At 73.5% G+C, this 21,526-nt stretch carries 19 protein-coding genes; 12 read left to right on the top strand and 7 right to left on the bottom strand.

What is annotated here, in order from left to right; all coding sequences use genetic code 11:
* Positions 1-42 precede the first annotated feature (42 nt).
* Positions 43-834 carry a nucleoside triphosphate pyrophosphatase gene (locus DEJ23_RS04130; RefSeq protein ID WP_111238972.1) on the bottom strand — a complete coding sequence of 264 codons (792 nt, stop codon included), beginning with the start codon at positions 832-834 and terminating at the stop codon, positions 43-45.
* A gap of 14 nt (positions 835-848) precedes the next feature.
* Here DEJ23_RS04130 and DEJ23_RS04135 point away from each other — a divergent pair, with 14 nt between their 5' ends.
* From DEJ23_RS04135 to DEJ23_RS04150, 4 genes are all read left to right on the top strand, one after another.
* Positions 849-2,108, top strand: a complete 1,260-nt coding sequence (locus DEJ23_RS04135; RefSeq protein ID WP_111238973.1) for a class I SAM-dependent RNA methyltransferase — start codon at positions 849-851, stop codon at positions 2,106-2,108.
* Between the two features lie 129 nt (positions 2,109-2,237).
* Positions 2,238-2,954, top strand: coding sequence for a response regulator transcription factor (locus DEJ23_RS04140; protein WP_111227052.1), 717 nt, complete (start codon positions 2,238-2,240; stop codon positions 2,952-2,954).
* 5 nt (positions 2,955-2,959) lie between these two features.
* Entirely contained in the window at positions 2,960-4,261 is a 1,302-nt protein-coding gene (locus tag DEJ23_RS04145; RefSeq protein ID WP_111238974.1) for a sensor histidine kinase, read from the top strand.
* Positions 4,258-5,307, top strand: a complete 1,050-nt coding sequence (locus DEJ23_RS04150; protein WP_111239053.1) for a hypothetical protein — start codon at positions 4,258-4,260, stop codon at positions 5,305-5,307. Before DEJ23_RS04145 ends, DEJ23_RS04150 begins: the two co-directional genes overlap by 4 nt.
* 490 nt (positions 5,308-5,797) lie before the next feature.
* On the opposite strand, the gene DEJ23_RS04155 is transcribed toward DEJ23_RS04150, so the two are convergent.
* Positions 5,798-6,055 (bottom strand): acyl-CoA carboxylase subunit epsilon, encoded by a 258-nt coding sequence (locus tag DEJ23_RS04155; RefSeq protein WP_111238975.1) that lies wholly within the window; start codon positions 6,053-6,055, stop codon positions 5,798-5,800.
* Positions 6,055-7,650: an acyl-CoA carboxylase subunit beta gene (locus DEJ23_RS04160; RefSeq protein WP_111238976.1), complete on the bottom strand. Its 1,596-nt coding sequence runs from the start codon at positions 7,648-7,650 to the stop codon at positions 6,055-6,057. Before DEJ23_RS04160 ends, DEJ23_RS04155 begins: the two co-directional genes overlap by 1 nt.
* Positions 7,651-7,724: 74 nt before the next feature.
* Here DEJ23_RS04160 and DEJ23_RS04165 point away from each other — a divergent pair, with 74 nt between their 5' ends.
* From DEJ23_RS04165 to DEJ23_RS04175, 3 genes are read left to right on the top strand one after another with little or no spacing between them, the layout of a single operon-like run.
* Positions 7,725-8,588, top strand: coding sequence for a biotin--[acetyl-CoA-carboxylase] ligase (locus tag DEJ23_RS04165; protein ID WP_111238977.1), 864 nt, complete (start codon positions 7,725-7,727; stop codon positions 8,586-8,588).
* A gap of 4 nt (positions 8,589-8,592) precedes the next feature.
* On the top strand, positions 8,593-9,141 hold the full coding sequence (locus tag DEJ23_RS04170; protein WP_181429101.1) for a PH domain-containing protein: 549 nt from the start codon (positions 8,593-8,595) through the stop codon (positions 9,139-9,141).
* Between the two features lie 52 nt (positions 9,142-9,193).
* The gene (locus DEJ23_RS04175; RefSeq protein WP_111238979.1) at positions 9,194-10,501 is read left to right on the top strand and encodes a UDP-glucose/GDP-mannose dehydrogenase family protein; all 1,308 of its coding nucleotides are present in this window, start codon (positions 9,194-9,196) and stop codon (positions 10,499-10,501) included.
* A gap of 93 nt (positions 10,502-10,594) precedes the next feature.
* Here the strand turns inward: DEJ23_RS04175 and DEJ23_RS15610 are convergent, their stop codons facing one another.
* Positions 10,595-11,806 (bottom strand): glycosyltransferase, encoded by a 1,212-nt coding sequence (locus DEJ23_RS15610; protein WP_181429102.1) that lies wholly within the window; start codon positions 11,804-11,806, stop codon positions 10,595-10,597.
* Positions 11,807-11,941: 135 nt separating this feature from the next.
* On the opposite strand from DEJ23_RS15610, the gene DEJ23_RS04185 reads away from it, so the two are divergent.
* Both DEJ23_RS04185 and DEJ23_RS04190 read left to right on the top strand, forming a co-directional pair.
* Positions 11,942-13,165 carry a polysaccharide pyruvyl transferase family protein gene (locus DEJ23_RS04185; RefSeq protein WP_181429103.1) on the top strand — a complete coding sequence of 408 codons (1,224 nt, stop codon included), beginning with the start codon at positions 11,942-11,944 and terminating at the stop codon, positions 13,163-13,165.
* On the top strand, positions 13,162-14,154 hold the full coding sequence (locus DEJ23_RS04190) for a lysylphosphatidylglycerol synthase domain-containing protein (RefSeq protein WP_111238981.1): 993 nt from the start codon (positions 13,162-13,164) through the stop codon (positions 14,152-14,154). The genes DEJ23_RS04185 and DEJ23_RS04190 overlap by 4 nt, the downstream gene beginning before the upstream one ends.
* Positions 14,155-14,251: 97 nt before the next feature.
* Here the strand turns inward: DEJ23_RS04190 and DEJ23_RS04195 are convergent, their stop codons facing one another.
* Both DEJ23_RS04195 and DEJ23_RS04200 read right to left on the bottom strand, forming a co-directional pair.
* The gene (locus DEJ23_RS04195) at positions 14,252-15,814 is read right to left on the bottom strand and encodes a glycosyltransferase family 39 protein (protein WP_111238982.1); all 1,563 of its coding nucleotides are present in this window, start codon (positions 15,812-15,814) and stop codon (positions 14,252-14,254) included.
* A gap of 38 nt (positions 15,815-15,852) precedes the next feature.
* The gene (locus DEJ23_RS04200; protein WP_111238983.1) at positions 15,853-16,341 is read right to left on the bottom strand and encodes a GtrA family protein; all 489 of its coding nucleotides are present in this window, start codon (positions 16,339-16,341) and stop codon (positions 15,853-15,855) included.
* Between the two features lie 104 nt (positions 16,342-16,445).
* Here DEJ23_RS04200 and DEJ23_RS04205 point away from each other — a divergent pair, with 104 nt between their 5' ends.
* The 3 genes from DEJ23_RS04205 to purE all read left to right on the top strand — a co-directional run bounded on the left by DEJ23_RS04205 (position 16,446) and on the right by purE (position 20,413).
* The gene (locus DEJ23_RS04205; RefSeq protein WP_111239054.1) at positions 16,446-17,612 is read left to right on the top strand and encodes a 5-(carboxyamino)imidazole ribonucleotide synthase; all 1,167 of its coding nucleotides are present in this window, start codon (positions 16,446-16,448) and stop codon (positions 17,610-17,612) included.
* 246 nt (positions 17,613-17,858) lie between these two features.
* A complete protein-coding gene (locus DEJ23_RS04210) occupies positions 17,859-19,865 on the top strand; it encodes a glycoside hydrolase family 6 protein (RefSeq protein WP_146240187.1) in 2,007 nt (668 codons plus the stop codon).
* A gap of 38 nt (positions 19,866-19,903) precedes the next feature.
* Positions 19,904-20,413 (top strand): 5-(carboxyamino)imidazole ribonucleotide mutase, encoded by a 510-nt coding sequence (purE, locus tag DEJ23_RS04215; RefSeq protein WP_258375241.1) that lies wholly within the window; start codon positions 19,904-19,906, stop codon positions 20,411-20,413.
* A gap of 7 nt (positions 20,414-20,420) precedes the next feature.
* Here purE and DEJ23_RS04220 read toward each other — a convergent pair whose 3' ends face one another.
* The gene (locus DEJ23_RS04220) at positions 20,421-21,503 is read right to left on the bottom strand and encodes a GH25 family lysozyme (RefSeq protein ID WP_111238985.1); all 1,083 of its coding nucleotides are present in this window, start codon (positions 21,501-21,503) and stop codon (positions 20,421-20,423) included.
* Positions 21,504-21,526: the final 23 nt, after the last annotated feature.

The following is a 21,526-nucleotide window of genomic DNA, read 5'->3' on the forward strand; positions in this document are numbered from 1 at the left end:
GACCGGCATCGACAAAGAACGCCGCAGAAGAAGTGTGGATGTCTACAGCGCCCACAGGTCGTGCCAGGCGACGCCGAACCCCCGGATCAACATGGACCGGAGCACGGGCAGCGAGAGTCCCACGACGGCGGAGGGTGCACCGTCGATCCGGGTGATGTACGCGGCTGCCCGACCGTCGATGGTGAACGCCCCCGCGACCTCGAGCGGCTCGCCCGTCGCCACGTACGCGTCGATCTCGTCCGCCGACACGTCGTCGGCGAAGGTGAGCACCGCGCTGTCGACCGCGACCACCCGGTCGCCGGCGACGACCAGCTCGGACCCGCCGGGCGCGACGTGCCCCAGGTGGCCGGCGACGCCGAGCGGCCCGCCGCCCGACGCGTCCACCTGTCGGACGGGAGGCACGGCACCGGTCCGTTCCGCGCCTCCCGTCCGCGACGCCGTGGCGTCCCGTTCCGCGCGCCGGTCCACGACGCAGTGCCCGCTCCACAGCGTGCCGCCGCCGACGGCGAGCATCTGCCGCCAGCGTTCCTTCGCCACCTCCGGGTCGTGCGGCTTGCCGTACAGCACGCCGTCGACCTCGAAGGCGGAGTCGCCGCCGAACACGAAGCCGTCGACGGCGGAGCCCGCGATCCGCGCGTCGGCGACCGCATCCGCCTTGGCGACCGCGAGCAGGCCGACGAGCTCCGGACCGGTCAGGTCGCGCCCGAGCGAGGTCGACGCCGCCGCCACCGCGGCGTCCTCGTCGACGCCCGGCGCGACGAGGACCGGCTCGATGCCGGTCTGGGCGAGGAGCGCGCGACGGGCGGGGGACGTACTCGCGAGGTACAGACGCATGGGAACATCGAACCATGGGTGAATCCGTCGGAACGCTGCTCGAACTCGACGTCACCGGGATCGCCCACGGCGGCATCTCGGTGGCACGGCACGAGGGGCGCGTGGTCTTCGTCTCGGACGCGGTGCCGGGGGAGCGCGTCGTCGCCCGCGTCACCGAGGACCGGAAGAAGTCGTTCTGGCGCGCGGACACGGTGTCCGTCGTCACGCCGAGCGAGCACCGCGTCGACCACGTCTGGCCCGAGGCCGCGCTCGACCGCGACCCCGCGCTGCGCGCCGGCGGTGCCGAGTTCGGGCACATCGCCCTGGCGCACCAGCGCACGCTGAAGCACGACGTCCTGGTCGACGCGTTCGCGCGCTTCGCCCGGACCGACCTGACCGAGGCCCTCGGACACGACGTCACCGTCGAGTCGGCGCCCGGCGACGACGACGCGGACGGCCTCGGCTGGCGCACCCGGGTCCGTCTGCACGTCGACGAGGACGGCACGCCCGGGCCCTTCGCCGCACGCTCGCACACCGTGGTCCCCGTGGCGTCGCTGCCGCTCGCGGCCCGGCGCGTGCAGGACGGCGCACCGCTCGACCGCGGCGCGATGCCGGGTGCGAGCGTCGTCGACGTCCTCGCGCCGAGCGGGGCGGAGGGCGCGCGGCTCGTGATCGACACGCAGACGCCGACCGTGGTCACCGAGGTCGTCGGGGAGCGCTCGTTCGCGGTGGACGACACCGGCTTCTGGCAGGTCCACCGCGAGGCGCCCGCCGTGCTCACCGAGGCCGTGCAGGACCTGCTGGACCGCGACCGGCTCGACCCCGAGGGCCAGCACCTCGACCTCTACGGCGGTGTCGGGCTGCTGGCGGCGGCGCTCGGCGACGTCGTCGGTCCGAAGGCCCGCATCACGAGCGTCGAGAGCGCCGCGCGTGCCACCGAGCACGCCCAGGAGAACCTCGCCGAGTGGATCGGTGCCCGTGCGGAGACCGGTCGGGTCGACCGGTGGCTCGCGCGGACCGCCGCCGACGCGTCGCGTCCGGAGCTGCAGCGCTTCCGCGCCGGCACGGTCGTCCTCGACCCGCCGCGCTCCGGTGCGGGTCGTGAGGTGGTCGTGCAGATCGCCGGGCTCCAGCCGGCACAGGTCGTCTACGTCGCCTGCGACCCGGTCGCCCTGGCCCGGGACGTCGCCACCTTCGCCGACCTCGGCTACCGGCTCGAGGCGCTGCGGGCGTTCGACCTGTTCCCGCACACGCACCACCTGGAGGCCGTCGCACGCCTGGTGCCCGTCGCCTGAGCCCGGGGGCTCCAGTCGCAGTGTGACGCGGTGACCAGGAACTCCGTTGCGGGTCCGGACCTGGGTATCCTTGGTCGGTGATCGCTCCCGGCGACAGGGGCCGGGCGTGCATCGGAACGAGAGGCCACCGTGGCAGCAGACACGAACACCAGCACCGGAGCGACCGGCTTGGCCACCAGGCCCGTCCGCGTCGCGATCGTCGACGACCACGAGTCCGTGCGGCTCGGCATCCAGGCGGCGTGCCAGAACGAGGGGTTCGAGGTGGTGCTCACCGCTGCGAGCGTCCCCGAGTACGTGGCGCAGCTCGACGGTCGCGAGGTCGACGTCGTCGTTCTCGACCTGTCGCTCGGTGACGGCTCCACCGTGACCGCGAACGTGAAGGGTGTGCAGGGCACCGGTTCCGCGGTCCTCGTGCACTCCATCGCCGACCGGGTCGCCAGTGTCCGCGAGGCACTCGCCGCCGGCGCCGCCGGTGTCATCCCGAAGTCGTCGGCCACCAAGACGGTGATGGCCGCGGTCGCGACGGTCGCCCGCGGCGAGGTGCTCAACAACCTCGAGTGGGCGAGCGCCATCGACGCGGACCGCGACTTCGCGAAGGCGCAGCTCGGACGCCGCGAGCGCGAGATCCTGCACCTCTACGCGTCGGGCCTGCCGCTCAAGCTCGCCGCGCAGCAGCTCGGCATCGGGTACTCGACGGCGCGTGAGTACCTCGACCGGATCCGGGTGAAGTACGTCGAGGTCGGGCGGCCGGCTCCGACGAAGGTCGACCTGCTCCGCCGTGCGGTCGAGGACGGCATCCTCCCCGGGCTCGACTCGGGCATCGACCCCGACACCGACGGCCGCTGACGCCGATGGCCACCACGGCCGATCCGGCACGCTCCGCGGGTGCGCCGGTGCCGTCGTCCGCGGGCGTCGGCACCGGTGACGGCGGTCCGTCCGCCGGCGAACCCGCACCGTTCGGGATCGACCCGCTGCGTGGGGTGCGGCCGGCGATCACGCAGGCGTCGGTCGAACGGCTCTTCGCGATCCTCATCGCCGTGACGGCGATCGGGTTCGGTGCGCTGTACGCGCCGTCGGTCGTCCACCAACTGCCGTACCTGGACCCCCTGTGGGGCGCGGTGTCCGCAGTGGCCCTCGGCGCGTCGTTCCTCTTCGTCGGTGCGTCCGCGTTCGTGCAGCGTCTCGCGCAGGCCGCGCAGATCACCTGTGCCCTGCTGTTCCTCGTCGTGCTCGTGACGTGGCCGCTGACCGTCCGCGCCCCGATCCCGGGCGACCAGGCCCCGTGGCCGTGGTGGTTCTGCACCGTCGGGTCGACCGCGGCCGCGATGGGCTTCGCCCCGTGGCGGGCGACCGTGTACACGGCGCTCGTGCCGGCGGTCTACGTGTCCGTGCGGCTGACCCCGCTCGGTGGCGACGCGGGCGTCAGCGCCGTGCTCCAGGGGGTCTTCACCGCGATCCTCAGCGGTGCGGTGCTCGTCATCGCGGTCCTCCTGCGTCGCGCCGCAGCGGCCGTCGACGCCGCGCAGGCCACCGCCGTCCGTCGCTACTCGCACGCCATCCGTGAGCACGCCACCGAGGTCGAACGCGTGCAGGTCGACGCGATCGTGCACGACAGCGTCCTCACCACCCTGCTCTCCGCGGCGAGGGCGGAGACACCGGAGGCCGAGGCGCTCGCAGCCCGGATGGCGCGGAACGCCATCGACCACCTCGAGGCCGCCGCTGCGGACCTGCCCGGTGAGGCGCCACCGGTGACGGTGCACGACCTGCGCGTCCGCATCGTCGACGCGCTCGGGGTGCTCGCCGCTTCCGTCCGTCTGCGGGACGCGCCCGTCGGCGGACTGCGGGTCCCGTCGACGGTCGCCGACGCGCTGGCCTCGGCGGCGCTGCAGGCCTGCGTCAACAGCGTGCAGCACGCGGGCGGCCCCGAGGTCGAGCGCTGGGTCCGGGTCGAGCAACGGGGGAGCGCGGTGCACGTCGAGGTCGGGGACGACGGCGCGGGCTTCGACCTCGCCGCCGTACCCGCGGCCCGGCTCGGGGTCCGTCGGTCGATCATCGAGCGCGTGCAGGCCGTCGGCGGCACCGCGGTGGTGGCGAGCAACCCGGGCGCGGGCACCCGGATCCGGCTCGAGTGGAGCGCGGGAGCGACCGCATGAGGGTCTCGCTGCCCGCCGGCATCGCCATCGGTCTCGCCGCGCTGTTCTCGGTGTTCCACCTGGTGCTCGGCGTCGCGTCGTTCGCGTGGGTGCGTGACGTCGGCCCCGTGCTCGCGTGCATGGCCCTCTACGCCGCGGCCAGCACCGTCGCACTGGTCCTCCCGGGCCGGGTGCTCCCGGTCTGGGCCGCGTGCTTCTCCCTCGCCACCGCGCTCGTGATGCCGGTGATCGCCGCGCCGGTGGTCGACCTCGGCCACAAGGACGACTCGACGACGTGGTGGGTCGCTGCGGTCGGCACGCTCATGGTGGTGCTCGTCGTCCGCGGTCGACGGGCGTTCGCGTGGGTGGGCGTGGGGTTCCTGACGCTCTTCGTCGTCGCGTGGGCGGGACCGGGCGCGTTCGCCGGCCTCGGCGTCGCCGGGAGCGTGACGTGGGTCGCCATCGCGACGGGGTTCGCCGTCGCGATGGACCGCGCGACCCGGGCGACGCGCGACTTCGTCCGCGCCGAGCAGGAGACCGCCGACTGGCAGGCAGCGCAGGACGCCCACGTGTTCGAGCGGCAGTTCCGGCTGAGCCAGACCACGCGCATGGCGCTGCCGATGCTGCAGCGGATCATCGAGCGGGGCGGGGAGCTGACCGACGACGAGCGTGCGGAGTGCCTGCACCTCGAGCAGGCCATCCGGGACGAGATCCGCGGCCGGTCCCTGCTGTCCGACGACGTCCGCGACGAGGTCATGCGTCTCCGCCGTCGTGGCGCCACGGTCCAGCTGCACGACGACGGTGGTCTCGACGACCTCGAGGTGGACGACCTCCGTCGCGTGCACGCCCAGATCGCCGACGCGCTGCGTGGCGCACGCGATGCCGACAACGTGATCGTCCGGACCGTGTCCGAGGGATCGGACTCGGCCGTCACGATCGTCGGACTCCGGCTCGACACGGCGGCCAGCGAATCGGCGGCGCTCGGCGCCGGGCCGGAGGACGAGGACGGCGACGAGGACGACTCGGTCGTGCTCTGGCTCGAGATCCCGCGGCACGTCACCGCGTGACGACGGCCGTCCACGGGCGGCGACCAGGACGGGCCGGGGTGACCAGGACGGACCGCGGCGGCCAGGACGGGCCCCGGAACGGGGAACGGGCCGGTCCCGAGGGACCGGCCCGTTCACGACCCGAGCCTGAGCGGCAACCCGAATGTCGCCCTGGCTCGCAGCTGGTCGACGGCGTCGTACCCTAGTCGGCCACCGACCAACGATGTTCTTCGTAGAAGGACACCGAACACGAACAACTATGCCCGCTGCGCACGGCCGTGTCAGTCATCATTATGGGGGACAGAACAGCCGCATCCGGAGCCACGTCCGCCGTCGTGTCCCCCGAGCGAGGGGAGACCGACCGGGAAGTGCACCCTGCAACGGCCGTCCGACCCCGTCCGTGCTCCCACCCGGAGGGGTACATCCGCGCCCGCTTCCCCCGCTCGTGACGAGAGCCCCGCCGGGTTCGGCGGAGGTCTCGTGGACGCGACGGCGCATGCGGCCGAGCGGGTCAGCGCAGCGACCGGCTCCAGGCACCCTCACCGCGGTCGAGGGGACGCCGGAGGCCTCGAGCCGAGGCGTCCCACCCGGCGCGCGGGGACACCGACACCTCGGCGCGTCCGAGCGCTGCGGCCTCGTCCGCCTGCCGCTGGAGGACGGCGATGACGGCGGCGAGCTCCTCCGGGGACGGGTCGCCCGAGACGACGCGGACGTCCGGGCCGACCGAGCCGGGCTCGTCGACGGGTACTGCGGCGGCGTGACGACCCATCAGAGCGGGATGTTCCCGTGCTTCTTGGGCGGCAGCGACGCGCGCTTGCCACGCAGCGCCCGCAGCGCCTTGATGACGGAGACGCGCGTCGCGTGCGGCTGGATGATGCCGTCGAGCTCCCCGCGTTCCGCCGCGAGGTACGGCGACGCGACGTTGTACGTGTACTCGTTCGCGAGCTTCGCCCGGACCGCGGCGACGTCCTCGCCGGACTCCTCGGCGCGCTTGATCTCGGCACGGTAGAGGATGTTCACCGCGCCCTGGCCACCCATGACGGCGATCTCGGCGGTCGGCCACGCCAGGTTGATGTCGGCGCCGAGCTGCTTCGACCCCATCACGATGTACGCGCCGCCGTACGCCTTGCGGGTGATGACGGTGACGAGGGGCACGGTGGCCTCGGCGTACGCGTAGAGGAGCTTGGCGCCGCGGCGGATCACACCGGTCCACTCCTGGTCGGTGCCGGGCAGGTAGCCGGGCACGTCGACGAGGGTCAGGATCGGGATGCCGAACGCGTCACAGAACCGCACGAAGCGCGCGGCCTTCTCGCCGGCGTCGATGTTCAGCGTGCCCGCCATCGCCTGCGGCTGGTTGGCGATGATGCCGACCGTCCGGCCCTCGACCCGACCGAAACCGACCATGATGTTCGGCGCGAAGAGCGGCTGGACCTCGAGGAACTCGCCGTCGTCGACGATGTGCTCGACGATCGTCGTGACGTCGTACGGCTGGTTCGTCGAGTCCGGGATGACGGTGTCGAGGTCGTGGTCGGCGTCGGTCGTCTCGAGCTCGGGGACGACGTCGTACGCGGGAGCGTCGGACAGGTTGTTGTCCGGCAGGAACCCGACGAGCGACCGGGCGTAGTCGAGCGCGTCGGTCTCGTCCTCGGCCAGGTAGTGCGCGACGCCGGAGACCGCGTTGTGCGTCTGGGCGCCGCCGAGCTCCTCGAACCCGACGTCCTCGCCGGTGACGGTCTTGATGACGTCGGGCCCGGTGACGAACATGTGGCTCGTCTTGTCGACCATGATCACGAAGTCGGTGAGGGCGGGGGAGTACACGGCACCGCCGGCCGCCGGACCCATCACGATCGAGATCTGCGGGATGACGCCGGACGCCTGGGTGTTCAGCCGGAAGATCTCGCCGTACTTGCCGAGGGCGACCACGCCCTCCTGGATGCGGGCGCCGCCGGAGTCGAGGATGCCGATGATCGGCACGCCCGTCTTCAGGGCGTGCTGCATGACCTTGACGATCTTCTCGCCGGCGACCTCGCCCAGGGACCCGCCGAAGACGGTGAAGTCCTGCGCGTAGACCGCGACGTTGCGGCCGTGGATCGTGCCGACGCCGGTGACGACGGCGTCGCCGTAGGGGCGCTTCGCGTCCATGCCGAAGGCGGTGGTGCGGTGGCGCACGAACTCGTCGAACTCGACGAAGGAGTTCTCGTCGAGGAGCTGCTCGATGCGCTCGCGTGCGGTGCCCTTGCCCTTCGCGTGCTGCTTCGCGATGGCGGCCTCGCCCGCGGCGGTCACGGCCTCGTGGTAGCGGTCGCGCAGGTCCGCGAGGCGACCGGCCGTCGTCGAGAGGTCGGGGGTGTCTCCTGTGGTCACCCGCTCACCCTACCGGCGGCCACCACGCGGTCGGTTGGAGGACCCCCACGGTTCCTGCCCGTAGATTTGCGTGCATGTCCACACCCGCGTCGCCGTCCCTCCCGCGCGCCCGTGCCGTCGCCGAGGCCGCCGGCGGGGTGTTCGAGGCCCCGGGCCGCACCGGATCGACGAACGCGGACCTGCTCGCCGTCGCGCCGGACCGTCCGCACGGCAGCGTCCTCGCGACCCTGGACCAGACCGCCGGGCGCGGCCGGCTCGACCGCACCTGGACGGCGCCGGCCGGTCAGGCGCTCGCGGCCAGTCTGCTCGTCCGGGCCGACCTCGACGACCGCGACCGCGGCTGGCTGCCGCTGGTCGCCGGGACCGCGATGCGCGACGCGGTGACCACGGTGCTGCCCGGCGCCCGGGACGGCGGCGACGCCTCCCGGCCGGTGGCCGCCGACGCGAGCGCGACCCGGACGTCCGAGCCGCGAGTCCTGGTGAAGTGGCCGAACGACGTCCTGGTGGACGGACGCAAGGTGTGCGGGATCCTCTGCCAGGTCGCCGCGGACGGGAGCGTCGTCGTCGGCGCCGGCGTCAACCTGACCATCCCGGCGGACGCGCTGCCGACCCCGACGTCCACGTCGCTGGCCGTGGCGGGTGCGCCCGGCGATGCCGTCGGGCTGGGCGACGCGGTGCTGTCCGCCTTCACGACGGCCGTCCTGGAGGCCGTGGGCGCCCTGGTCGACGGCGGTGCCGGTGCCGAGGCGGTCCGGTCCCACGTCCGTGCCGCGTGCGGCACGATCGGTCGCCGCGTGCGCCTGGAGCTGCCCGACGGCGGCGTCGAGGAGGTGGACGCGACGGGGATCGACGACGACGGCCGGATCACGATCCGGGATCGGGACGGCCGCTCCAGGGGCGTCGCGGTGGGGGACCTCACCCACCTGCGGTATGCATGACGGCATGACCGCCGAGCCGCCGCCCGAACGCGTCGTCGCGCGGCTCCGGCCGCACGCGCGGCGGCTGGTGCGGCCGGCCGTGTTCGTCGTGCTCGTCGCGATGGCCGGCGGGTTCGGCTTCGGGGTGTTCCGCGCGCAGCTCGCCTGGGTGAACGCCGTCGTGGCCGCGCTGACGGTGCTGCTCGTCGTGCTCGGCGGCCTGGTCCCGCTGCTGCGGTGGATGTCCCAGCGGTACGTCGTCACCACCAGGCGGCTCGTCGTCGTGCACGGGCTCGGCACCCGGACCAGGCGGGAGCTGCTGCACTCACGCGGCTACGACGTGACCGTCCGCCGCCGCGGAATGCAGGGGGTCTGGCGGTCCGGGGACGTCCTCGTGTTCCCCGGTGACGACGCCCCCGTCGTGCTCGCGGACGTGCCGCACGCGGACCTGGTCGTGGCGGTCCTGCACGACCTGGTCGAGGCGCACGAGGCCCGCCGTCGGCACCGCGAACCGGACTGGGACGAGATCGTCGGCGGCCCGGTCCGCCCGACGTGGGACGACGGCGGGCGCTGACCCGCACGCGCGGGGATTGGGGCATTCCCGGGGGACCCGGTACCGTCGTCCCGTGCGTATCTCCGTCATCGGCTGCGGGTACCTCGGTGCCGTGCACGCCGCCTCCATGGCCAAGCTCGGACACGAGGTCGTCGCGGTCGACGTCGACCCCGCCAAGATCGAGCGCCTCGCCGCGGGCGAGGCCCCCTTCTTCGAGCCCGGACTGCCCGAGATCCTGACCGAGGCCCTGTCGTCCGGTCGCATCCGGTTCACCACCGACATGTCCGAGGTCGCGGGCTCGACCGTGCACTTCCTCGCGGTCGGCACCCCGCAGGGCCCGACCGGCGCCGCCGACCTGACCTACGTCGACGCCGCCGTCGCCGCGCTCACGCCGCACCTGTCGGCGGGCGAGTTCGTCGTCGGCAAGTCGACCGTGCCGGTCGGCACCGCGGCGCGTCTCGCGGGCGAGGTCGAGTCGGCCGTCCCCGGTGCGACGCTCGTGTGGAACCCGGAGTTCCTGCGCGAGGGCTTCGCCGTGCAGGACACCATCTCGCCCGATCGCTTCGTCTACGGGGTCCCCGAGGGCGAGGCCGGTCAGCGCGCCGTCGCCGTGCTCGACGAGGTCTACGCGCAGGCGCTCGCCGCCGGCACGCCCCGCCTCGTGGTGAACCTCCCCACGGCGGAGCTCGTGAAGATCAGCGCCAACGCGTTCCTCGCGACGAAGATCTCGTTCATCAACGCGATGGCGGAGATCGCCGAGGTCGCCGGCGCCGACGTCACGGCGCTCGCCGACGCGATCGGACACGACGACCGCATCGGCCGGAAGTTCCTCAACGCGGGTCTCGGGTTCGGCGGGGGGTGCCTGCCGAAGGACATCCGTGCGTTCCAGGCGCGCGCCGACGAACTCGGCGTGGGGGAGTCCCTGGCGTTCCTCGCCGACGTCGACGCCACGAACCTGCGTCGTCGCGCCCACGTGGTCGAGCTCGCCACGGAGCTGCTCGGCGGTTCGGTCGAGGGCAAGCGCGTGGCCGTGCTCGGACTCGCGTTCAAGCCGAACTCGGACGACGTGCGCGACTCCCCGGCGCTCGACATCGCGGCGCGGCTGCTCGCCCTCGGCGCGACGGTCGCGGCGTACGACCCGGAGGCGATCGAGACCGCCCGTCGTCTGCACCCCGCACTCGACTACGTCGCGTCGCCCACCGACGCGGTGACCGGCGCGGACCTCGTGCTGGTGCTGACCGAGTGGACGGCGTTCCGCGACCTCGACCCGACCGAGATCACTCCGCTCGTCGCGTCGCCGGTCGTGATCGACGGCCGCAACTGCCTGGACCGCGACGCCTGGACCGCCGCGGGCTTCACGTACCGCGGCATGGGGCGTTGACCCGCTGACGACCATCACGACGGACGGCCGCTCCCCTCGGGGAGCGGCCGTCCGTCGTCCGACCGGGTTCCTGCGACGGGCCCCCGGTCCGGGTCAGGCCCGTGGGGCGGTGGCCCGGTCGAGTGCCGAGCGGAGGACGTCGCGGTAGCGCGCACCGATGCGTTCCGTCGCGTACTCGGCCGCGGCCGCCACGGCACCGTCCTGGTACCGCTGGCGGGCGTCGTCGTCCGTCAGCGCGCGCACGAGCGCGGCGCGCAGTGCGTCCACGTCGCCCGGGGGCACGAGCAGACCCGACGTGTCGTCGCGGACGACCTCGCGGATGCCGGGCAGGTCGCTCGCCACGATCGCCGCGCCCACCGCCGCCGCCTCGAGCAGCGTGACGGGCAGCCCCTCCTGGTCGCCGTTCGCGGCCGGGACGGAGGGCAGGGCGACGACGGTCGCCGACGCCAGGGTGGCGAGGACCTCGGACTTGCCGCGCTGGCCGAGGAACTCCACCGGCAACCCCGCGGCCTGCCGCTCGAGGCGCTCGCGCCAGGGGCCGTCGCCGACGACGGTCAGTGACCAGTCGACCTCGTCGATGCCCCGGAGTGCCTCGACGAGGTTGCCGAAGCCCTTCTTCTCGACGAGGCGACCGACCGCGACCACGTGCCCCGGTCGGCGTGCGGTGTCCTGTCGTGCCGCGAGGGCAGGAGCGAGGTCGACGCCCATCGGGATGACGCTCGAACGCGCCGGGTCGACACCCCACTCGGTCAGACGGTCGCGCATCTCGTCGTTGACCGTGGTCACGTGGGCGGAGCGCCCGAAGACCCAGCGCTTGAGCCGGACGAGCGGCGCGGCGCGGAGGGCGTAGACGTCGCCGCCGTGCGTCGTGACGACGAGGGGGACCCCGGGTGCCGCGAGCGCCGTGACGAGGCCCTGCGGGATCGCCCAGTGCGCGTGGATGACGTCGGGCCGCGCCGCCCGGACGGCACGCCGCACGGCGAGGTACTGCGCGACCAGGAGCGCCGGCACCTGCAGCAGACGCTTCCGGTCCGCCTTCAGGTTGTCCAGGATCGCGCCGTCCGCCAGGTCCTCGAAGCGACGCGGGAAGTAGGGGAACCGGCGGACGCGGACGCCGTCGATGGTCTCCGACCGGGCCGCGCCGGCGACCCGCGGCGTCAGGACGGCGGTGTCGAACTCGACCGCCTCCTGCCGTGCGAGGTCGAGCACGAACGCGGGCACCCCGTCGTCGGGGTGCGCGGGGAAGGTGGAGGCGAGCACGAGCAGGCGCGGGCGTCCGGTGGCGGGGCGGGCGGGTGCGGGCAAGGAGGGGCCTTCCGTGTCGACGGTGGATCGGCGGACGGGTCCCGGTCGATCGGGGACGCCGCTCGGGTTGGTACGCTGCTCGGGGCCTGCGGCGCGACCGGTGCGCAGGCGCGGCAGGACCGGAGCAGGAGACCCGTGCGCGTACTCATCCACAATAGCGATTCGCCCCACAACCGAGGGGACCGGGCGATCCTCGCCGGGAACATCGAGCTGGCTCGCCGTCGGTGGCCGGGTGCGGAGATCGTGTCGCTGTCGCAGTACCCGGAGCGCGACGGGGAGTGGTTCGGGATCCGATTCCTGCCGATGTCGCCGTACAGCACGGGCATCGGCGACCTCTTCCGTCTGCTGCGGGCGGCGCGCACCGCCGACGTCGTCCTCTGGGGCGGTGGCGAGATCCTCAAGGACTACACGAACAAGCTCGGGCTGGTCTACTGGCTGCTGAAGTTCCTGCTCGTCCGTGCCGTCAACCGGCACGTCGTCGGCGCGTTCCAGGGCATCGGACCGACGTCGGCGGGCATCAGCAAGCGGCTGATCCGCGCGACGGTCGACCTGACCGAGGTCTTCATCGTCCGCGACGAGGAATCGCGCGAGAAGCTGCGCTCCTGGGGTGTCCGGACGCCCGTGATCGCGTCCTTCGACCCCGCGGTCGTCGGGACCGTGACCGCCCCGGACGCGGCCGTGCTCGAGCGCCTCGAGCGGACCACCGGGCTCACCGCCGACCGACTCCGGGGCTCGGTGGGCATCGGCGTCCGCCGCTGGTTCCACTACAAGCGCAGCGGTTGGATCCCGTTCCGCTTCATCCCGAAGGCGCTCCGACGCGCGCACGCGGAGTCCGCCGATCTCGTGACCTACCGCGGGGCGCTCGCGGAGCTGGTCGACACCGTGGTCGAGCGCTGGGACGCCGACGTGGTCTTCTACCCGATGCACATGGAGGCGTCCGAGGGGGACGCCGCGTTCGCGCGCGAGGTCATCGCCGAGATGCGGCACGGCGACCGCGCCCACGTCGTCGAGGCCGACGAGTTCTCGCCCGCCGAGTACGCCGGCCTCATGTCGCGCAGCCGCCTCTTCATCGCGAGCCGCCTGCACTCGGCCATCGTCGCGACGATCGCGGGCGTGCCGGCCACCGTCCTCTACTACGTCGACAAGGGGCGGCTGTTCTTCGAGCAGATCGGCCAGCAGCGCTACGCCCGTCCCATCGAGGACGCCCTCACGCCGACCTTCGTCGCCGACGTCGTCGCCTCGCTCGAGGACCTCGACGAGCACCGCGACCGTGTCGTCGCGGACCTGGCTGACGGCGTGGAGCGCATGACGACGGCCCTGCACGCCGACTTCGCGCGCGGGACCGAGGGCGTGGCTTGAGCCCGACGGCGAAGCGTGTGCTGCGACGGGCCGTCCCGATCGTCTTCTACGTCCTCCTCGCGGTCTTCCTCTTCCTCTACGTCCGCAGCGTCGACTGGGGGCAGCTCGCCGGGATCCGCTGGAACTGGTGGTGGGTCGCCGTCGCGACGGCGATCAGCCTCGGCTTCCGGTACTGGGGCGTCGGCATCTGGTTCTTCCTGCTCCGGCGGCTCGGTGCGACCGGCCTGCGGGGCAGCGGTGTCGCGCTGACCTTCGTCTACGCCAAGTCGTGGATGGGCCGGTACATCCCGGGCGCCGCGACCTGGATCATCGGCAAGGTCTACTTCGCGTCGAAGCACGGTGTCTCCCGCGCACGGCTCGGTGTCAGCGGGCTGCTCGAAGGCGCCCTGCAGATCGCCGCCACGCTCGCGCTCGCACTCGTGCTGCTGCTGGTCGACCCGCGGACGCACGAGCTCGACCCGTGGATCATCGCGCTCATGGTCGTCGCCTTCGTCGGGTGCGTGGTGTGCCTCATCCCGAAGGTCTTCGTCTTCCTCATCAGCACGGCCCTGCGCATCCTCCGCCGGCCGGCGCTCGACCCCGACGTCGCTCCGAGCCTCGGCACGGTGCTCGGCGGCGCCGGCCTCTACGTCGCCGGTGCGGTCCTGTCCGGGACCGCGTACTACTTCATCACGCTCGCGGTCTACCCGTCGCTGCGTCCTGCCGACGCCGCGTTCGTGATCGGCGCGGCCAGCATGGCGTCGGCGATCAGCATGCTCGCCGTCTTCGCCCCCGGCGGCCTCGGCGTCCGGGAGGGCGTGCAGGCGCTCCTGCTCGGACTCGTGATGCCGGGACCGATCGCGCTCGTCGTGGTCGTCGTCACCCGCGTGTGGAGCCTGGCGGTCGACGGGCTGTTCCTGCTGGTCGCTGCCGTCCCGACGTGGTTCTCGAAGCGGAGCGGGCCCGACGAGGTCGACCCCGCCGGTGCGGAGCCCGCGCCGGGCCACTGAGACGGACCGGTCGACAGGACGCAGGAGCAACGGCAGGGGCCGGACCACCGCGGTGGTCCGGCCCCTGCCGTTGTGGCACCGTCCGCGGCAGGAGGGGTCAGGCGGTCGTCACCCGGTCACGGTCCGCCACGCGCGCAGGGGCGGGCATCCGCACCACCTGGACGACCGTCGCGACCACCCCGACGAGCACCAGCACGACCAGGACGGCGACGACCGCCGGGGGCACGGGCCCGAGGGCCACGTAGCGGGCGACCCCGGCGGGCGTGACCGGGAACCGCGCGGCGTTCCAGAACCAGCTCGACACGACGCCGAGGCCGTAGAAGCCGATCACGGGCAGCGCGACCGCCAGACCGACGGCCGTCCGGGTGCGGGCGACGGGACCGGCGGCGAGCCGACGCCAGGCGACCGCGCTCACGGCGATGAGACAGACGATCGCGGGGAAGTAGTAGCGCCCCTGCGTCGCCGCGACCTCGGTCGTCGTCAGGTAGGCGTGCGCACTCGTGTACGTCTGGATGCCGATGAGGAGCGCGGGGAAGACGGCCACCACCGCGACCACGCGGCGCTCCGGGGCGCGACGGAAGGCGAACACGACGACGACCACGAGCGCGACGATCGTCAACAGGCTCGTCAGCACGTCACCGATCGAGACCTGGGCCTTGATGCCCGGACTGCCCCAGAACGTCCTGGCGAGGGTGCCCCAGCTGACGTCGAGGAAGTGCCCGAGTGTCGGGTGCTCCCCGGGCGGGAAGTCCTTCGGCGGCCGCATCGCGGTGTAGCCGTTGGGTTGCACGCGGCCGTACGCCACGATGTTGTGCAGCCACCACCACGCGCCGATCGCGGCGGCGAGGGCGAGCGTCGCGACCGTGCGCACCAGGCGAGCCCGCAGGGTGACCACGCCGCTGCCCGCGACGAGCACGACGAGCGCCACGAACGGGATCGCGGGGAGCCCGGTCCCCTTGATCCAGATGAGGGCGCCCAGTGCGACCCCGAGGCCGAGCGTCGTCCGCCACCGGTGGTCGCCGGTGAGGAGCCGGACGGCGAGCCACACGACGACGGCGGCGAACAGCATCACGGGTGCGTCGTTCGACACCGAGGACGCGATGGAGGCGAGCTGGGGGACGGCGAACAGCGCCAGCGCACCGAGCAGGCCGGCGCGCGGCGACCGGGTGACGCGACGCACCGACGCCCAGGTGAGGAGGGGGAGGAACGTGACCGCGGCGACGTCGACCAGTCGCAACACGAGGACCGCGTGGTCCCACCGGAGATCGGCGAAGTGGACGGCCTTGAGCGCGAGCGCGCCGACCAGGTAGGCCGTCGGCGGGTGCTGCGTCATCTGGTCGACGGTGCTCGACTCACCGGGTGCGCCGCCGAGGAGCTCCGCGAAGTCGGACCACTCCGACTTCGGGACGGTGGTCTGCTGCGCGGCCGCGGCCTGGACCGCGTTGAGCACGTGCATCTCGCCGGGCGCGACCCAGGGCGCCCCGATCGCCAGGTGCACGGTGGCGTCGATGTGCGCGGTCTCGTCGGGGGCCTGGAACACGGGCACGACGAGCGCCCAGACGAGCAGCCACAGGCCGAAGGCGACCGTGACGACGGCGACGGCGACGCGCTCCCGACGCGTGGTGGGTGGCAGGGTGTCTCGGCGTCCGGTCGTCGTCACCGGACCATCCTAGGGACGGTGCCGGGGGTCCACCGGTGTCAGGCCTCGGGGACGCGGACCGCCTCGGGCGTCGGGTCCGAGCGCCGAGCGGACTCCTGCTCGACGCGATCGGGGTGGTACACCCACACCTTGTACAGCCAGAACCGGAACGCCGTGCCGAGCCCGAGGCCGATCACGTTGCCGGACACGTTGTCGGCGAGGGCGGACGTGAAGCCGAGCACGTAGTGCGACACGGCGAGGCAGCCGAGCGAGATGACCATGCCGCCGAGGGAGACGACGACGAACTCGAAGCCCTCCTTCGCGGCGACCGACCGTCGCTGGTGCCGGAAGGTCCAGTAGCGGTTGCCGATCCAGTTCACGAAGATCGCGACGGTGGTGGAGACGACCTTCGCCCAGAAGGGCCCGCTGTGGACCTCGTCGGGGGAGAGCACCGTGGCGCGGAGCAGGTTGAAGACCCCGAGGTCGACGACGAAGCCGAACGCCCCGACGACGCCGAAGCGTGCGAGCTGTGCGATGAGTCGCCGCACGTGGTCTCCTGAGTCCGTAGAGTTGTCCGGGACCGGCCAGCGGTCGGAACGGGGCGGATCGACGATCGGCCTCGCAAGAGTGTAGTCGAGCGGTCGTGTCGACCATGTCCGGAACAGCGGAAGGAACACACAGCATGGCATTGCGCGTCGGAGTCGTCGGCGGAGGACAGCTGGCCCGGATGATGGTGCCCGCGGCCGTCGAGCTCGGCCTGGAGATCAGCGTCCTCGCGGAGGGGCCCGGCATGTCCGCCGCGATCGCCGCCACCGCCGAGGGCGACTACCACGATGCCGAGACCGTCCTCGCCTTCGCACGCGGGGTCGACGTCGTCACCTTCGACCACGAGCACGTGCCCCAGGACGTCCTCCGCGCGCTCGTGGCCGCGGGCGTCGCCGTGCATCCCGGGCCGGACGCGCTCGCCGTGGCCCAGGACAAGATCGAGATGCGGGAACGGCTGAGCGCCCTGGGCGTGCCCGTGCCCGAGTGGGCCGCCGTCCACGACCGCTCCGAGCTCGCGGCGTTCCTCGCTGACCACGGTGGCCGAGCGGTCGTGAAGACGCCGCGCGGTGGGTACGACGGCAAGGGTGTCCGGGTCGTGGCCGACCCCGCGGAGGTCGACGACTGGTTCACCGCGGTCGCCGAGCTCGGCGGGGACCAGGCACTGCTCGTGGAGGAGCTCGTGCCGTTCACGCGGGAGCTCGCGCAGTCCGTGGCGCGGCGACCCTCCGGGGACGTCGTGGCCTGGCCGCTCGTCGAGACCGTGCAGCGTGACGGTGTCTGTGCCGAGGTCATCGCCCCGGCACCGGCCGCCGCTGGTCGGCTCGCAGACGAGGCCGAGTCGCTCGCGGTCCGGATCGCCGAGGAACTGGGTGTGACCGGTGTGCTCGCGGTCGAGCTGTTCGAGACCGCCGACCAGCGGATCCTCGTGAACGAGCTCGCGATGCGTCCGCACAACACCGGTCACTGGTCGATCGACGGCGCGACGACGAGCCAGTTCGAGCAGCACCTGCGCGCCGTCCTCGACCTGCCGCTGGGCACGACCGGGATGCACGCGCCGGCGGCAGTGATGGTGAACGTCCTCGGCGGCCCGGTGGACGGCGACCTCGCCGGCCGGTACCCGGCCGCGCTCGAGGCGTTCCCCGAGGCGAAGTACCACTTCTACGGCAAGGCCCCGCGCCCCGGTCGGAAGGTCGGTCACGTCACGGTGCTCGGTGAGGACGTCGACGACGTCGTCTACCGGGCCCGCGCCGCTGCCGCGCACTTCGACGACTGACACGACCGGGCACGACCGACGCGGCCCGACCCTGGGCCGGGGCACGGCGTCGGCCTGCCCCGGGACGGCGGTCGGCAGCGGGGCGGCGGTGGGTCGTGCCTCCCGTCCGGAGGGGCGGACCCGCGTCCGCGGCGGTCCGCTGGACGACCGACACCCGCTCGGGTGCCACCCGGTCTGGGAACTGCGCCGACGGCGGTCCCGGGGCTTCCATGGGATGGTCCGTGCCCGTGTGTCCCGGAGAGTGCCGTGTCCCACCGAACCGCCCCGCCCGCGCGTCGTCGCACCCGCACCACCGTGGTGTGCACAGCCGTCACCGCCCGCGTGCTCACCCTGACGGCCCTGCTGAGCGGCACGCCGGCGTCGGCGGCCACCGACGTCCGCGACGCCACCGCGGCGCAGCTCTACCGCGGTGGACAGTACCTGTCGCCGACGAGCGAAGCGGCACGGGCCGCAGCGGCGCTCGCGTCCTCCGACCCTGCCGGGGCCCGCGCGGCGAGCGTCATCGCGCAGTACCCCGTCGCGACCTGGCTCGGGGAGTGGACCACCGGCCCGACCCTGGCGCGGACGATCGACACCGCGACGGCGGGCGGCGCCTCCGCCGGCACCACCCCCGTGTTCGTCCTCTACGCGATCCCCGACCGCGACTGCGGCGGCTACTCGGCCGGCGGGTTCGACGAACGGACCTACGACGCCTGGGTGGACCAGGTCGTCGCGCGCCTCGCCGGGAAGCGGGCCGCCGTCGTCGTCGAGCCGGACTCGCTGGCGATGCTGAGCAACGCCCGGTGCACGACCGACCTCGACGAGCAGCGCTACCGGATCCTCTCGCGCACCGTCACGGCACTCACGGCGGCAGGCGTCCCGGCGTACCTCGACGCCGGCAACTCGAACTGGGTGCAACCGTCGACCATGGCCGCGCGGCTCGAGCGGGCCGGCGTCGACCGTGCGCGCGGGTTCTCGACGAACGTCGCGAACTACTACCCGGTCGCGCAGGAACAGGCGTACGCCGAACGGGTGTCCGCCCTGACGGGAGGCGCGCACTACGTCATCGACACCTCGCGCAGCGGGCAGGGCTGGCGCGGCACCTGGTGCAACGCCCCCGGCGCCGGGCTCGGCGCCACCCCGCGGGTCGCGTCGGACGGCACGGCGCTGGACGCCCTGCTCTGGGTGAAGACGCCGGGCGCGAGCGACGGCACCTGCAACGGCGGGCCCGCGGCGGGCCGGTGGTACGCCGCGTACGCTCGTGCCCTCGTGGCGAACGCCGCCCTCGACCTGCCGACGAGCAGCACCGTGCTCGGCGCGTTGGACGACGTCACCGGATCGGCCGGGACGGTCCGCGTGACGGGGTGGGCGGCGGACCGTCAGGACCCGGCACGGTCCCTGACGGTCGACGTCACGGTGGACGGCGCACCGGCCGCGCCCGTCGCCGTAGCGGGGGTGTCCGCGAGCGGGACGGCCGCCGTCGCCGACCGTCCGCGGGCCGACGTCGACCGGTCCTACGGAGTGGGCGCGGCGCACGGCTACGACGTGACGGTCGCGGCACCCGCCGGCCTGCGGGAGGTCTGCGTCCGTGCGACGGGGACCACGGTCGGGCAGCTCGGGTGCGAGCAGGTGACGGTGCTCGCGCACGGGCCGGTGGTCTCCACCGCCCGTGCCGTCGTGGCACCGGGAGGCGTCGCGGTCAGCGGATGGGCGTACGACGGTGACGCGCCGACCACCTCGGTCCCCGTGACCCTGCTGGTCGACGACCGGCCCGTCCGCACCGCCGTGGCCGACCTGACACGGTCCGAGCCCGTCCTGCCCGGGGCGCTCGGTCAGCGCCACGGCTTCGAGGCCGTCGTGCCCGCCGGCGCGGGTCGGCACCGGGTCTGCGCCCGGGTCGACGGCACCGCGACCGGCACCGCGGCGACGAGCTGCCGGACCGTGTCCGTCCCCGCGGCCGCCCCGTCCGCGACGATCCGGGTCCTGAGCTCCCCGGCGCGGGGGCAGGCGCGCATCACGGGGTGGGCGTTCGACCGCGACGCCACCGACCGCCCGGTGACCGTGTCGGTGTCCGTCGACGGGCGCGCGCCCGTCCGTCTCGAGGCGTCGGGACGGCGGGCAGACGTCGACCGTACCTACGGCGTCGGGCCGCGCCACGGCTTCGCCGGGACGTTCGCCGCGAAGAGCGGCAAGCGCTCCGTGTGCGTCTCCGTGCAGGGGATCGGTGCGGGCGGTGACCGCGAGCTCCGGTGCCGGACGCTGGTGGTCCGCTGAGCCGCGAGGTCGTCCTCGGCCGCCGCTAGGCTCGTGCCGTGACCGACACCACCGCCGCCGCTCCGCTCGTCTCGATCATCATGGGGTCCGACTCGGACTGGCCGACCATGCGCGCCGCCGCCGACATCCTCGGTGAGCTGGGCATCCCGTTCGAGGCCGACGTCGTCTCGGCGCACCGCACCCCCGACAAGATGGTCGACTTCGCGCGTGCCGCCGCGGGCCGCGGCATCCGCGTCGTCATCGCCGGAGCGGGCGGCGCCGCGCACCTGCCCGGCATGGTGGCGTCGCTCACGACGCTGCCCGTGATCGGCGTGCCGGTGCAGCTCGCGCGGTTGGACGGGCTCGACTCCCTGCTCTCGATCGTGCAGATGCCGGCGGGCATCCCCGTCGCGACGATGGCGATCAACGGCGCCGCGAACGCCGGTCTGCTCGCGGCGCGGATCATCGGCACCACGGACGACGGGGTGCGTGCGGCGCTCGCCGAGTACGCGGACGGCCTGGAGCAGGTCGTCGAACGGAAGGCGCAGGCGCTCCGCGAAGCGCTCTGACCGGCCGTCAGCTCCGCTTCTTTGCGAACGTCTTGAGCATGGTGACGGTGTTGCGGTAGACGTCCTGGTCGCCCGGGAACACGCCGCTCGCCGACCACTGCCAGAACGTCCACTTCGACCAGCTCCGACCCAGGGTGCCCGGGGTGGTGAAGTCGTGCACCGGGTAGATCGCGACGAACAACGGGTTCTGCGAGAACTGGTTGCTGTTGTTCGTGCACCGCTTCCACCAGTCGGTCGTGGTGTAGATCGCGGGGTACCGGCCGATGCGGTCGTGGACGCGGTTCGAGAAGTCCTTGATCCACGCGCGCATCTCGCCCCAGCCCATGCCGTAGCAGGTGCCCTGTGCGGCGGAGCCGTACTCGATGTCGAGCAGGGGCGGGAGCGTCCAGCCGTCGGGGCTCCAGCCGCCCAGCGACCGGAAGAAGTAGTCGGCGGTCGCCGCGCCGCTCGCCTGGCTCGGCTGCGCGTACACGTAGCCGCCGCGGATGATCCGCGCCGCCTTCGCGTCCTCCCACTGCTTCACGTAGGTGCGGCTCTGGTACGTGACGCCCTCGGTCACCTTGATGTAGGCGAAGCGCGCGCCGTCCGCGCGTGCCTTCCGGAAGTCGACGTCCGGCTGCCAGGCGCTCACGTCCATCCCCTGGACGCGTCCGGGAGGCGGCCCGCCCGCGGCCGTCGCGCGCAGTGCCGAGGCGTCGGCGCGGCCGGTGCCGGCGCCGACACCGGTGGCCGCGCCGGTGGCTGCTGCGTGCGCGGCGATGCTCGCACCCATGGCGTGGTCGCCGGCCTGGTCCATCACCGCGACGGACGGGTCCGGGCTGCCGCTCCCGCTCACGTCGCCGGGCGCGGGGGCCGGAGCGCCCGGAGCCGCATCCGGTGTCGCGGTCGGGTCCGGTGCGGTCGGGTCCGGCGCGGTCGTGGCGGTCGGGTCCGGTGCCGTCGTGGCTGCCGCTGTCGGCGCCGTCGCGGCGGTCGGATCGGAGCGGACGACGGCGGCGCCGGCCGCAGCGGGTCCGGCGGTCAGCAGGACCCCCGTCACGACCGTCCCTGCCAGTGCTGCCCACGCCCGTCGGGCCGGTCGGATCCCCATGTGCTCTCCCTGTCGAGTTCGAT

It is taken from the genome of Curtobacterium sp. MCSS17_008 (assembly GCF_003234185.1).
Classification (GTDB): Bacteria; Actinomycetota; Actinomycetes; order Actinomycetales; family Microbacteriaceae; genus Curtobacterium.